Source organism: Hyunsoonleella flava (assembly GCF_004310325.1).
Classification (GTDB): Bacteria; Bacteroidota; Bacteroidia; order Flavobacteriales; family Flavobacteriaceae; genus Jejuia; species Jejuia flava.
In genome coordinates, this window is record NZ_SIRT01000007.1 from 174,836 (window position 1) to 188,305 (window position 13,470).

The following is a 13,470-nucleotide window of genomic DNA, read 5'->3' on the forward strand; positions in this document are numbered from 1 at the left end:
TTAATAGTGGTATAATAAGTTTAAATTTGCGCTTTTATTAAGCGGAAGAGATTAAAACAGAATGAAATACGATTTCAACGATATAGAAGCCAAATGGCAAAAATATTGGGCCGATAACCAAACGTTTAAAGCCGAAAATAACAGTACAAAACCAAAGTATTACGTGTTGGATATGTTCCCTTATCCAAGTGGCGCTGGATTGCATGTTGGGCATCCGCTAGGTTATATCGCGTCGGATATTTATGCGCGTTACAAGCGTCACCAAGGTTTTAATGTGTTGCATCCTCAGGGCTATGATTCTTTTGGGCTACCTGCCGAACAATACGCCATACAAACAGGACAACATCCTGCAATTACTACTGCCGAAAATATCAAAACCTATCGTCGTCAGCTGGATCAAATTGGCTTTTCGTTCGATTGGTCTCGTGAGGTACGCACATCTGATCCAAGTTATTATAAGTGGACGCAGTGGATTTTTATTCAACTGTTCAATTCTTGGTACAATAACGACAAGGATAAAGCTGAAGATATTTCAGAATTAATACAGCATTTTGAAACCGAAGGAAACACTAAATTAAATGCGGTTTGTGATGATGATGTTGAAGAATTTACAGCCGAAGATTGGAATGGATTGTCGGCTGAAAAACAGCAACAAATTTTATTACAATATAGACTGACGTATTTAGCTGAAACTGAAGTGAACTGGTGTCCTGCATTTGGAACAGTGCTAGCGAATGATGAAATTGTAAATGGTGTGTCAGAACGTGGTGGACATCCTGTTATTCGTAAAAAAATGACCCAATGGAGTATGCGAATTTCTGCCTATGCAGAACGCTTATTACAAGGTTTGGAAAAAATAGATTGGACAGATGCTTTAAAGGAAAGTCAGCGTAACTGGATAGGAAAATCGGTTGGGGCTTCCGTTACTTTTAATGTATTGCCAAATGTCACGTCGAGCGCAGTCGAGAAGCCTCACAAAATAGATGTTTTTACCACAAGACCCGATACCATTTTTGGTGTGTCATTTATGACGCTTGCACCAGAGCACGATTTAGTTCTAAAAATCACAACGCCAGAACAAAAAGCTGAGGTTGAGGCCTACATAGAAGCCACTGCAAAACGCAGTGAGCGCGATAGAATGGCCGATGTGAAAACCATTTCTGGAGCTTTTACGGGTGCCTATGCAGAACATCCGTTTACCAAAGAACCTATCCCAATTTGGATTGGCGATTACGTATTGGCTGGCTATGGCACAGGTGCGGTGATGAGTGTGCCTTGTGGCGACCAGAGGGATTATGATTTTGCAAAATATTTTAATATTCCTATCCCTAATATTTTTGAAGGTGTTGATATTTCAGAAGAAGCTTTTGCGGACAAAGAAAAGACAATCATTGCCAATAGTGATTTCATCAATGGCATGAACTATAAAAAAGCGACCAAACGGGTGATTTACGAATTGGAACAAATTGGCCAAGGTGAAGGCAAAACCAATTACCGTTTGCGCGATGCAGTGTTTTCCAGACAGCGTTATTGGGGCGAACCGTTTCCGGTGTATTATGTAAACGGACTGCCGCAAATGATTGACACTAAACATTTGCCGATTGAATTGCCAGAAGTTGAAAAATATTTGCCAACTGAAACAGGCGAACCACCATTAGGAAATGCTACAGTTTGGGCATGGGATACAGATAAGAACAAAGTAGTTTCTAATGATTTGATTAATGACAAAACAGTATTTCCTCTAGAGCTGAATACGATGCCTGGGTGGGCAGGAAGCTCATGGTATTTTAATCGCTATATGGATGCCAATAACCCAGACGAATTTGCAAATAAAGAAGCCTTAGACTATTGGCAAGATGTAGATTTATATATTGGCGGCAGCGAGCACGCCACAGGCCACTTGTTATACTCTCGTTTTTGGCAAAAATTCTTGTTTGACAAGGGTTTTGTGCCAACTGATGAGTATGCCAAAAAGTTGATTAACCAAGGTATGATTTTGGGGACTAGTGCTTTTGTTTGCAGACTTCAGAAAAAGGTTGTTGTTACAGATAAAAGTCTTTTAAAAGAGGAAATGAAATCTAACAATTGGTTAAAGGCAGTTGAAGCATCGCAAATTGATACTTTTGATTTACTCTCGGATAAAATAGTGGTTTCAAATTATTTATCTTCTTTTAATGAATTTAAAAAATATAGAAGATCGAAGGGAATTGAAGAATCTGATATAAAACTACTTACAAGTATTGATTTTAACAACTTTGTGACGAATCAGTTAAAGAGATTTATTCCAGATGAATATTTAAAATATGCTTCAACCGATAACTACATATTGTCATTCGTAAAAGACTTCATTCACGCTGACGTCTCATTTATAAATTCTTCTAATGAATTAGATATTGAAGCTTTTAAAAATTGGCGTCCGGAATTTAAAGACTTTGAATTCATTCTTGAAGATGGAGTTTATAAATCACCTAGAGACGTAGAAAAAATGTCTAAATCAAAATACAACGTCGTAAACCCAGACGATATTGTTGCAGATTACGGCGCAGATAGTTTACGCCTTTACGAAATGTTTTTAGGACCTTTAGAACAATACAAACCTTGGAATACTGCTGGTATTACTGGTGTACATTCGTTCTTAAAAAAGCTATGGAAGTTATATGCTGATGATAACGGATTAAAAGTTACTGATGTAACTCCAACAAAGGACAACTTAAAAACATTGCATAAAACCATTAAAAAGGTACAGGAAGATATCGAGAACTTCTCGTTCAACACATCGGTTTCTACCTTTATGATCGCAGTGAATGAATTGACGGCGCAAAAATGTAATTCAAAAGAAATCCTAGAACCATTGTTAGTTTTGATTTCACCATACGCACCGCATATCGCTGAAGAATTATGGGAGAAACTGGGTAATAGCGAATCTATATCAACAGCACCATTCCCGGAGTTTGATGAGAGTCATTTAGTAGAGAGCAGTAAAAATTACCCAATTTCATTCAATGGAAAAATGCGTTTTACCATGGAATTGCCTTTAGATTTAAGTAAAGACGAGATAGAAAAGGCAGTTTTGGAAAACGAAAAAACACAAGAGCAATTACAAGGTAGAACACCTAAAAAAGTAATTGTGGTACCTGGAAAAATTGTAAATATTGTTGGTTGATGAAACCGACATTATTTGGATAATCAAAGGTTACATGTGACAATAAAAAATCAATAGGAAAGAACACATGAAATTTATTTATAACGTCACAGCAAACATCGACGCATCCATCCATGACGAGTGGCTAGTATGGATTAAGGAGCATATTCCGCAAGTTTTAGGTACGGGCAAGTTTGAAAAAGCAACACTAACACGAGTTTTAGTTGAGGAAGATATGGGAGGCGTAACATATTCCATTCAATATCAAACGTATTCTAGAGAAGCACTTGATGCCTATTATCGTGAAGATGCCGATAGGTTGCGACAAGAAGGTTTAAAAAAGTTTGCTGATAAAATGTTGGCATTTAGAACCGAGCTTCAAATTATTGATGAGTACACGGTGAATTTTAGCTAATAATTAAAAAACCACTTTCCAATGCGTTTTATCATATTAATTAAAAGTAGAATTACTCCAATATTACTATTGTTCTTGGTGTTCTTCGCTTCTTGTAAAAAAGACCCTAATAAGCAAGTTGACGAAGGAAAGGTAGAGGCGGGATTTTACCATAGTGAAGATATTGGTTGGACTATGGAAATTCCACAAGGCTGGGAGGTTATGCAAAGAGATGATGTGCAAGACCAATCAGATAAAGGTCTCAAGGCAATAAGTGAAACTATTGGTTCAGAAATTGATGTGTCTGGTCTAAAGCAACTTATTAATCTAAAGAAAGATAGATTTCATGTTTTTCTATCGACTTCAGAAAAATTTGATTTGACTTACGAAGGCGAGTGGGAAGAGAATAACGAAGCATTAAAACAAATACTTTATGATACTTATACAGATAGAGGAATAAAAGTAGATACGTCATCATCTAGCTCAAACATAGGGGGTTTAGACTTTAATGTATTCAGTATCAAATTATATGGGCCAGACGATAAAGTTATACTTTATCAAGATATGTATAATCGCCATATAAATGGATTTGATTTTGCGGCAACACTAAATTATCTGAAACCGAAGGAAAAGAATGAGATATTGCGTGCATGGAAGGGTTCAAAGTTTAAGTAAAAAGCCGTATTTTATAATGAGCGCTAGCGGCTAAGTGTCAATAGCTAATAGCAAGAATCAATGAGCGTAAGAGCAAAAAAACACCTAGGTCAGCATTTTTTAAGAGATGAAAACATCGCTCAAAAAATTGCAGACACCCTATCTCTAAATGGTTATAAAAATGTTTTAGAGATTGGTCCGGGTATGGGTGTGCTTACCAAATATTTGCTCAAAAAAGATGTTGAGACTTATGTGATTGAAATTGATGCGGAATCGGTTGAATATCTGCAAGCCAACTATCTCAACCTCGCACCAAGAATCATTGAAAAAGACTTTTTAAAATACGATTTAAATGAAGTATTTAAAGGCGAATCACTGGCTATTATTGGCAACTTTCCTTATAATATTTCATCACAAATCGTATTTAAAACGTTGGAGATGCGAGATCAAATTCCTGAGTTTTCGGGGATGTTTCAAAAGGAGGTTGCACAACGTATCTGTTCCAAAGAAGGAAGCAAGGTGTACGGTATTCTTTCTGTATTAACACAAGCGTTTTACGATGCTGAATATTTATTTACTGTACCACCTTCAGTATTTAATCCACCACCAAAAGTAGATTCTGGTGTATTGCGACTCACCAGAAAAGAAAACTACAAATTACCCTGTGACGAAGTATTATTCTTCAAAATAGTAAAAGCGGCATTCCAACAACGGCGAAAAAAATTGCGTAACAGTTTAAAAACATTTGATTTATCCGATAATTTAAAAGCAAGTGTTATATTTGGCAAGCGTCCAGAACAATTGCAGGTTCAAGAGTTTATCGAACTTACGCAGTTGATAGAAGCCGACCGCAAATAAGCATCACGTTTTTTATCCAAATTTTCCAAACGCGAAAATTTAATAAGTCGAGTTGATGGAAGAAGAAAAAGAAAACATACAATTTGAGCTAACCGATGAGCTACTGGCACAGGTTGAAGGTCTTGTTGAAGAGCAAGATGATAAGGCACTTCAAAAACTGCTAAAGGAGTTTCATTATGCCGATATAGCTGAAATTCTAGATGAACTCAATCTAGAACAGGCAGTTTATGTCATCAAATTACTGGATTCTAAAACGACTTCTGATATCCTAATAGAACTTGATGAAGACAATCGAGAAAAAGTCCTAAAAAACCTTACCGCCCAAGAAATTGCTGAAGAAGTTGAGGAATTGGATACCGATGATGCGGCGGATATTATTGCGGAATTGCCAGAAGAACGCCAAACTGCGGTAATTGCAAAAATTGAGGACGAAGAGCATAAAGAAGAAATTAAGGAGCTACTTGCTTATGATGAAAACACTGCAGGTAGTTTGATGGCTAAAGAGTTGGTAAAGGTTTACGAAACATGGACGGTTGCGGGTTGTATGCGCCGCATTAGGGGACAAGCCAAAGAGGTAACGCGTGTGCACTCCATTTACGTGGTAAACAAAGAAGAAAAGCTTATTGGGAGGCTCTCCTTAAAAGATTTAATTGTCGCTAAGAGCGAACAAAAAATCTCGGAATTAGTCAAGGTTAACGTGGATTTTGTGAATGTAAACGAAAGAGTTGAGGAGGTGGCAAGATTAATGGCAAAGTACGATTTGGAAGCCATTCCAGTTATAGAAAGCGACGATAATAAAGTGCTTTTAGGCCGAATTACCATTGATGATATTGTGGACGTGATGAAAGAAGAGGCCGAAAGAGATTACCAAATGGCTGCGGGTATCACGGGCGATGTAGATTCAGATGATAGCATTTTGCAATTAACCCGAGCAAGACTACCATGGTTGTTTCTTGGTTTAATTGGAGGTATTGGCGCTTTTGTTATCATGGAAGGTTTTCAAGAATCCTTCAATAAGTATGCAGTGTTGTTCTTTTTTACACCACTAATTGCCGCTATGGCGGGAAATGTTGGCGTGCAATCCAGTGCCATTATCGTGCAGGGTCTCGCTAACGATGATGTAAAGGGTAGTGTTAACGATAGATTGATTAAGGAAATGCTACTTGCAGCACTTAATGGTATCATCCTCGCTATTGTTTTGTTTTTATTTGTTTGGGCAACCAAAGGAGAACTCAATACAGCACTTGCGGTTTCAGCCTCATTGGTGGCCGTTATTATTGTTGCTGGTCTTATCGGTACGTTTGTGCCACTATTTTTGGATAAACGCGGTATTGATCCTGCCATCGCCACGGGACCATTTATCACCACAAGTAACGATATTTTTGGTATTCTTATTTATTTCTGGATTGCAAAAATGATTTTAGGAATTTAGTGTTTAGGCTGTACTAAGCGCGGTCGAAGTGGTCAATTCCTGCCTATCGCAGAGATTCTTATAGCATTAAAACTTTAGGTATTCAACATTAAAACCTTCTCCTAGAAGTGAACGCATCACATCCATACTGCCATTGGTATAAAATTCAAGTTTTGGAGTTGTAATTTCAGTATTTAATAAATCGTTTTCAGTTAAAACGGCCTTTGTTTGTCGTGCTACTGCTTCACCAGAATCGATAATCTTTACATGGGGTGGCAGCAATTCTAAAAGCATCGGAATAAGATAGGGGTAATGTGTACATCCTAAAACCAAATAGTCGATATTGGCTTCAAGCATTGGTTCTAAATATTGGGAAAGCAGTAACTTCATGTTATCAGAATATAATTTTCCGTTTTCAATAAGTTCTACAATGCCTTTGCCTTCCCGTTCAATAACCTTTACGTTATTTGCAAACCGCCCAGAGGTTTCAGAGAATAATGTGCTAGACAAGGTACCCTTTGTAGCTAAAATACCAACAGCATTGCTTTTTGTGTTTAGTGCCGCTGGTTTAATGGCAGGTTCAATACCAATAAACGGTACATCATAAGATTGGCGTAAATAGGCTATGGCGTTTGTTGTAGCAGTATTACAGGCTACCACTATAAGTTTGCAGCCTTTTTTTAATAAAAGTTCGGTGTTTTTTATGCTTAGTTCGGTAATTATTTCTGTGCCTTTTGGTCCGTAAGGGGCATTAAAACTATCAGCAAGATAAATACTATGTTCATGAGGTAGAAGCTGGTGGATCTCCTTCCAAATGGAAGTACCACCAACGCCAGAATCAAAAATACCAATAGGGTTATTACTCATAGTTTAACAAAAATAAAAAAGCTGCTTCGTTAAAAGCAGCTTTAAGTAAGTTATTTGTGCGGGTAGATTAAATTCCTAATGACGCTTTTACATCGGCAAGTAAATCTTTACCATCTGCCATAATCATTACACTTTGAGAAGAGTCCAATACATATTCAAAACCTTGTGCTCTTGCTACTTTTAAAATAGCTTCTCTAGCTTTTTCTGTAATAGGCTTAAGTAAATCAAACTCTTTTTTCTGTAAATCCTGTGATGCTTTTTGCTGGTACTCACGGATACTTTGCTCCATAGTTTGTACTTCCTTAGCACGATTTGTGTTTTCTTCCTTAGTTTTTGTAGCGGCTTCTTTATCATAAAGCTCTACTTTCTTTTGGAATTCTGCTCCTAAACTTTGTAGCTCAGTTTGGTATGTTTTGGAAAGTGTTTCCAATTGCGATTTGGCTTCCGCCATTTCTGGCATAGCTTGAATTAATTCTTGGGTATTTATATGTGCAATTTTGCTTTGTGCCCCAACAAAACTAACCATACCTATACATAAAGCAGTTGCGAATAAAATTGATTTAAAATGTTTCATTTTCAAAATAGTATTAATGTGTTATAATTTTAAGTTTATTAATTGTTGTTTATGCTATCTCTAGCTTTTTTCTTGTCTTCTAAGGCCTTTTTACGGTCTTCTAATATTTTCTTTTTCTTTTCTTCAAGTGCTTTTTTACGCGCTTCCCTATCGGCTAATTTCTTTTTTCTGTTTTCTTCAATAAGCTGCTCTCTGGTTTTTGTTTCAGTTTCCTCGCTTTTTGAAGCATTATCTTCTTTAGTAGCTTCGTTTTCTGTTTTACCAGCTGCAGCTTTGTTTCTGGCTTCTAACTTAGCTTGTTTTGCTTTTTCGCGTTCTTCCAGTATTTTTTGGCGTTTAGCCTCAGCTTCTTTTTTCTTTGCTTCACGAGCTGCTAATATTTCTTGTCTACGCTTTTCAACTGCACTTTCCCTAGCTGCTTTTTTCTCTTCTAGAGCTGCTTCTCTAGCCTCTTGTTCCTCGTTAATTTCTGGAACGGTTTCCTCTTCCTCGGCTGCTTTACGTTGGGCTTTATTTTGTGCTTGCCTTCGTTTTGAAGATCTGGTTATAGCTCTTAAAACTTGCTCGCTAATGTCAAATCGTTCTGCAGAATACAGCATCACTACATCAGCAGATTTATCAAAAATAAAATCGTATTTTCTACTAGCTGCCATATCCTGTACTGCCGCAAATATCTGGTCCTGAATAGGCTGCATCAACTGTTTTTGTTGAATCACTAAATCGCCATTAGGGCCAAATCGTTTTTGCTGGTAGTCTAAAATTTCTTTTTCTTCAAAAGTGATATCTTCCTCACGTTCTTCTATAAGTTCGTTGGTCAATAATACTTTTTCATTGCTTAAGTCTTTTCGTTTTTGTGCAATTTCAGAAAGTTTAGCCTGAATTTCGTTTTTCCATTTTTGCGCTTTATCATCCAATTGAGACATCGCTTCTTGGTACTCAGGGACGTTTTCTAAAATATATTCCGTGTCAATATATGCAATTCTCACACCACGTTGCGCATGTACCGAAACACTTAGCATAACTACTAATGTCAATAAAAAAAGAACGTTTTTTTGCATCTGTGTTATAGTTTAATTTATAGTTTATAAATTCTAAAAACGACAGATGATTTAATTTTTCCTGCCACTCCTTTGAATTGTATCTTCAAAATTAACGAAATTTAATCTTAAAAATTTTAATTCTCATTCAAATCATCAAAAGGTTATTAGAAAATATCGTGCCAAAATGTTTTTTCAACTAAAATTGCTGTCCGATTATAAAGTGTGTTTGCCATCCGCTTTTCCCTGTTTGCCCAGGAATAGGGTCAAAACCATGACCAAAGTCTATCCCTAATAAACCAAATGCTGGCATAAAAATTCTTACCCCTAAACCTGCCGAACGTTTTATGTTGAACGGATCAAAATCTCGAAAACTGTTATAAGAATTACCGCCTTCTAAAAAGCCTAAGGCATAAATTTTTGCAGATGCTTTTAGTGTTACAGGGTAGCGTAACTCTAAAGAGAACTTGTTATAAATACTTCCTCCGTCTTGCGTGGAAAGCGATTGATTGGGATAACCTCTTAATTGTACTACTTGACGACCATCAAGAGCAAAATTACCTAAGCCGTCACCACCAACAAAGAAACGTTCAAAAGGGATCACACCTCTATCATTATTATAAGCTCCTAAAAACCCAAATTCAATACTAGGGCGCAATACCAAATTTTTGGTAAGTTCTGTGTACCAATCTGCTTTGAAGTTTACTTTATAAAATTCTAGCCAATTAAAACGTTCTTGGTCTATTTCACTTATTCTATCATTCGCGGCTGTTCTATTTGCATCAGGTTGGGTAGCATCGTTTAGGATATCTTGATTTTCATTTCTCTCATTTATCAGAGCTTCGTAATCTGCACCGTCAAATAAGGACCACGGCGGTGATAGCTTTGCGGTGATAGAGAAATTAGACCCACCCGTTGGGAATATTGGATCAATACGTGTGTTATTTCTAGTGAGGCCTAATGTATAAGACAAGTTTTTTGAGCTTCCATCACCAAAAGTAAATAAGCCAGTATTGTAATTATTTAAATCGTAAACTTGATAGCTCAATGCCTGTGATAACGTAAAGAAGTTGTCAGGCACTGTTAAGCGTTTTGCTAAACCAAGTGTAATCCCCGTGATATTGAAACTCCTACTTCTATCGGCACGACCATTAAAACGATTGAATAAGAATTGTTTTGTATGCGATAGAGATACTGAAAATTGAACAGGACGTTTACCGCCCAACCAGGGTTCAGAAAACGAAAAGCTGTACGTTTGGAAAAAACGACTTGCCTGAAGTCGTAAGGCCAGTTTTTGTCCATCTCCCATCGGGATGGGTTTGTAAGCATCTTTGTTAAAAATATCCTTCATTGAAAAGTTGTTGAAGGACAGTCCTAAAGTACCAATAAAGCCACCGCCACCATAACCTCCTTGCAATTCAATTTGGCTGGAACCTGTTTCTTTAACAGAAAACTCCATATCAATGGTGCCTTCGTTAGGGTTTGGATTGTTAAAATTAGGTGATATTTCTTGAGCATCAAAAAAGCCTAATTGCCCTAATTCCCTTACTGTACGTACTACATCTGCTTTACTATATAGCTGTCCAGGGCGTGTGCGCAATTCTCTGTAAATGACATGGTCGTTTGTTTTGTCATTTCCAACTACCGAAACGTTATTAAAATAGGCTGGTTTCCCTTCAGAAATTCTAATTTCTAAATCGATAACATTATCCTCAGCACTAACTTCAACAGGGTTTATTGATGAGAATAAATATCCATTATTTTGGTATAAGTTGGCAATATCGTCGCCATCGGGTTTGGTGTTGTCTTGTATGCGTTTTTGGAGCATTACTCCATTGTAGGTCTCCCCCTTTTTTATACGGATATACCTGTCCAGTTGCTCATCAGTGTACACGGTATTACCTATGAAGCTAATATCGCCAAACTTATAAAGATCGCCTTCTTCAAGTTTTATGCGAATGGAGATAGTTTTGTCGTCATTTACGATAATACTTTCAGAAATAATACGGGCATCACGATAACCGTTTTCAGCATATTTATCTACTACACTAGCAAGGTCAGCCTGATATGCTGAATCTATAAATTTTGAGCGTTTTAGAATGCGTAAACGATTAATCTTTTTAGTGCTTTTCATGGCTTTTCTAAGCACTTTTTCCTTCAATGCGGAATCGCCTTCAAAAATAATGTCCTTTATTTTTACCTTCTCACCTTTATCAATGGCTACTACCATATTTACTCTGGCTTTATCCAGAGTATCCTTAACCTCTAAAGTATTGATGTTTACCTTAGTATTGTAAAACCCCTTTTTCTTATACTTTTTCTTTAGGAAGTTTTTTGTGGTTGTGATAAGATTTTCGGTTACCTTTACTCCTTTTTTAAGCTTGTTTTCGGTTATTATACCTTCAACTTTACTCTTTTTAACTCCAGTAACTTTTACATCAATTAATTGCGGTAAGTCTGACAAACGAATTTCCAAGAAAGCTTCGTTACCTTCAATGTTTTTAAGGTAAACCTCAATATCGCTAAATAGTTTAGAGCTCCAAAGTTTTTTTATGGCGTTGGCGATGTCTTCACCAGGAATTTTAATTTCAGTACCTTTTCTTAAGCCTGAATATGCAATAACCGTTTGTTCGTTAAAACTTGTATTGCCAGATACCGAAACACCTCCTATAGTGTAGGTTTTACCGTTTTCAAATTCAATATCTTGCGCTTGAAGTGTAAAGCTAAGTGCAATAAGTAATATTGCAATACATTGTTTTAGGTGAGTTTTCAATAGAAATGTATTAGCTAAGTTGTTCACTTGTTTTCCCAAATCGTCTTTCTCTTTTTTGATATTCTATAATAGCTTTATACAAGTCTTGTTTTGTAAAATCTGGCCAAAGTACTTCTGTGAAATACAATTCGGCATAAGCTATTTGCCAAAGCAAAAAATTACTAATACGTTGTTCGCCACTAGTTCTAATAAGCAAGTCTACGTCTGGTAAATTTTGCGTGTAAAGATGCTTATTTATTATTGATTCATCAATAGCTTCGGGCGAAATTATGTTATTTTTAACTTTATTGCTAATTTCTTTAACAGTGTTTAGCAATTCTTCCCTGGAGCCATAGCTTAACGCTAAAGTTAGGGTCATTCTTGAATTATTCTGAGTGGCCATCATCACTTCTGAAAGTTCTTTATGAACCTTTGGTGGGAGCAGGTTTAAGTTGCCAATGGCTGTTAGCCTTATGTTGTTGTCTTGAAGTGTTTTTATTTCCTTTTTTAAGGATGATATTAGTAACTTCATTAAGGTTTTTACCTCTAATTTTGGACGATTCCAGTTCTCTGTAGAAAAGGCATAAAGTGTTAAATTTGGCACGCCTAACTCTGCCGAAGCTTCTACAACTTGTCTTACCGATTTTGTGCCATTTTCATGCCCAAAAGCACGTATCATACCCTTTTGTTTTGCCCAACGCCCGTTGCCATCCATAATGATAGCAATGTGTTGTGGTAAAGCTTTAAGTAGTATGTTGTCTTTTAAATCCATTATTCAATGCAATAGCATGGGTTTTGCCCAAATGTGTAAGTTAAGGTTATCCCTGTAAATGTATACCAATCATTGTTGTTTATATTTCCAAAACGGAATTGTTGCCTAAAATCAGCATCAGGTTCGCTTCCATCAATTTCATCAGAAAACGTGTAACGCGCACCAACTTCCATACCTAATATAAAATTATCAATCAAGCGCATTTTAAAACCTAACACCATGGGTATCCCATATGCCCAACTTTTACTGTTTTCTGAGGTTTGAACATCATTAAAAAAGAAATAGTTGTCATGTCTTGCAATGCTTAAACCTGTGTATAAATACGGTGTTGCAACAGGTTTGCCGTTATGTAGGTTGAAATCCATAAAGGTAAACTCCATTCCGGCAGAAACTTCAAACATGCTGTTATTAAAACTATAACCGCGTTGTTGGCGTCTTAGGTCGTCAGAGTTTAAATCTATACCTTCTAATTCGGTAAAAATCATAGAGATCCTATAGGAATGTCTTGCACTTCTGTTCCATTTGTAGATAGCTCCAAATGCAGCTTGATTTGGAGAAATATAATCTGTTGCACCAACATCTCCAATAAAATTACTACCTCCCGCAAATATACCAATTTCATTGATTTGAGAGAAGCTAAGTTGAAATGTTAACAAGCTAATTATTAATAGGTTTACGTGCCGCATAGCTATTTAAAGTTTGCAAATATAATAAATAAGATGAGCCTATTACAATTTGTATTGAATAGTATGAACGTAAAACAGATTTTATACCGAATTATTGTTTATGAATAGAGAATAGATTTTGGGCGTTACCCCGCTCGGTCGCTGAGGCTCTCGAAGCGCGGTCGGGCTTTCGGGAGTCGCTCCTCCTGCGTCGGGAGCTTCAACAAATCCCTCAATCCCTAACCTTTAGATTAGCAAATACTATTAATTGTTATTACATTTAAAAAGGACAGAGTGAACTTATATCCCTAACTAGCTAAAAAGAGCTATCGTGCGTATTAGTC

General features: G+C 36.7%; 11 protein-coding genes. 5 read left to right on the forward strand and 6 right to left on the reverse strand.

What is annotated here, in order from left to right; all coding sequences use genetic code 11:
* The first annotated feature begins 61 nt into the window (after positions 1-61).
* The 5 genes from EYD45_RS10135 to mgtE all read left to right on the forward strand — a co-directional run bounded on the left by EYD45_RS10135 (position 62) and on the right by mgtE (position 6,480).
* Positions 62-3,163 (forward strand): leucine--tRNA ligase, encoded by a 3,102-nt coding sequence (locus EYD45_RS10135; RefSeq protein WP_130964425.1) that lies wholly within the window; start codon positions 62-64, stop codon positions 3,161-3,163.
* Positions 3,164-3,230: 67 nt separating this feature from the next.
* The gene (locus EYD45_RS10140; RefSeq protein ID WP_130964426.1) at positions 3,231-3,557 is read left to right on the forward strand and encodes a DUF4286 family protein; all 327 of its coding nucleotides are present in this window, start codon (positions 3,231-3,233) and stop codon (positions 3,555-3,557) included.
* Between the two features lie 21 nt (positions 3,558-3,578).
* Entirely contained in the window at positions 3,579-4,211 is a 633-nt protein-coding gene (locus tag EYD45_RS10145) for a hypothetical protein (protein ID WP_130964427.1), read from the forward strand.
* Between the two features lie 60 nt (positions 4,212-4,271).
* Entirely contained in the window at positions 4,272-5,048 is a 777-nt protein-coding gene (gene rsmA, locus EYD45_RS10150) for a 16S rRNA (adenine(1518)-N(6)/adenine(1519)-N(6))-dimethyltransferase RsmA (RefSeq protein WP_130964428.1), read from the forward strand.
* A gap of 55 nt (positions 5,049-5,103) precedes the next feature.
* Complete coding sequence (gene mgtE, locus EYD45_RS10155; RefSeq protein WP_207303306.1) at positions 5,104-6,480, forward strand: magnesium transporter; 1,377 nt, start codon at positions 5,104-5,106, stop codon at positions 6,478-6,480.
* A gap of 66 nt (positions 6,481-6,546) precedes the next feature.
* Here the strand turns inward: mgtE and murI are convergent, their stop codons facing one another.
* The 6 genes from murI to porG all read right to left on the reverse strand — a co-directional run bounded on the left by murI (position 6,547) and on the right by porG (position 13,147).
* The gene (murI, locus tag EYD45_RS10160; protein ID WP_130964429.1) at positions 6,547-7,326 is read right to left on the reverse strand and encodes a glutamate racemase; all 780 of its coding nucleotides are present in this window, start codon (positions 7,324-7,326) and stop codon (positions 6,547-6,549) included.
* A gap of 67 nt (positions 7,327-7,393) precedes the next feature.
* A complete protein-coding gene (locus EYD45_RS10165) occupies positions 7,394-7,900 on the reverse strand; it encodes an OmpH family outer membrane protein (protein WP_130964430.1) in 507 nt (168 codons plus the stop codon).
* Between the two features lie 38 nt (positions 7,901-7,938).
* Positions 7,939-8,958, reverse strand: coding sequence for an OmpH family outer membrane protein (locus EYD45_RS10170; RefSeq protein ID WP_130964431.1), 1,020 nt, complete (start codon positions 8,956-8,958; stop codon positions 7,939-7,941).
* A 178-nt stretch (positions 8,959-9,136) separates the two neighbouring features.
* Positions 9,137-11,710 (reverse strand): outer membrane protein assembly factor BamA, encoded by a 2,574-nt coding sequence (gene bamA / locus EYD45_RS10175; protein WP_233702611.1) that lies wholly within the window; start codon positions 11,708-11,710, stop codon positions 9,137-9,139.
* Between the two features lie 10 nt (positions 11,711-11,720).
* Positions 11,721-12,461, reverse strand: coding sequence for an isoprenyl transferase (locus tag EYD45_RS10180; protein WP_130964433.1), 741 nt, complete (start codon positions 12,459-12,461; stop codon positions 11,721-11,723).
* The gene (porG, locus tag EYD45_RS10185; RefSeq protein WP_130964434.1) at positions 12,461-13,147 is read right to left on the reverse strand and encodes a type IX secretion system protein PorG; all 687 of its coding nucleotides are present in this window, start codon (positions 13,145-13,147) and stop codon (positions 12,461-12,463) included. The genes EYD45_RS10180 and porG overlap by 1 nt, the downstream gene beginning before the upstream one ends.
* Positions 13,148-13,470: the final 323 nt, after the last annotated feature.

Coding starts and splice junctions, on each gene's coding strand:
- EYD45_RS10135 (WP_130964425.1), top strand. CDS start 62: ATGAAATACGATTTCAACGATATAGAAGCCAAATGGCAAAAATATTGG.
- EYD45_RS10140 (WP_130964426.1), top strand. CDS start 3,231: ATGAAATTTATTTATAACGTCACAGCAAACATCGACGCATCCATCCAT.
- EYD45_RS10145 (WP_130964427.1), top strand. CDS start 3,579: ATGCGTTTTATCATATTAATTAAAAGTAGAATTACTCCAATATTACTA.
- rsmA (WP_130964428.1), top strand. CDS start 4,272: ATGAGCGTAAGAGCAAAAAAACACCTAGGTCAGCATTTTTTAAGAGAT.
- mgtE (WP_207303306.1), top strand. CDS start 5,104: ATGGAAGAAGAAAAAGAAAACATACAATTTGAGCTAACCGATGAGCTA.
- murI (WP_130964429.1), bottom strand. CDS start 7,326: ATGAGTAATAACCCTATTGGTATTTTTGATTCTGGCGTTGGTGGTACT.
- EYD45_RS10165 (WP_130964430.1), bottom strand. CDS start 7,900: ATGAAACATTTTAAATCAATTTTATTCGCAACTGCTTTATGTATAGGT.
- EYD45_RS10170 (WP_130964431.1), bottom strand. CDS start 8,958: ATGCAAAAAAACGTTCTTTTTTTATTGACATTAGTAGTTATGCTAAGT.
- EYD45_RS10180 (WP_130964433.1), bottom strand. CDS start 12,461: ATGGATTTAAAAGACAACATACTACTTAAAGCTTTACCACAACACATT.
- porG (WP_130964434.1), bottom strand. CDS start 13,147: ATGCGGCACGTAAACCTATTAATAATTAGCTTGTTAACATTTCAACTT.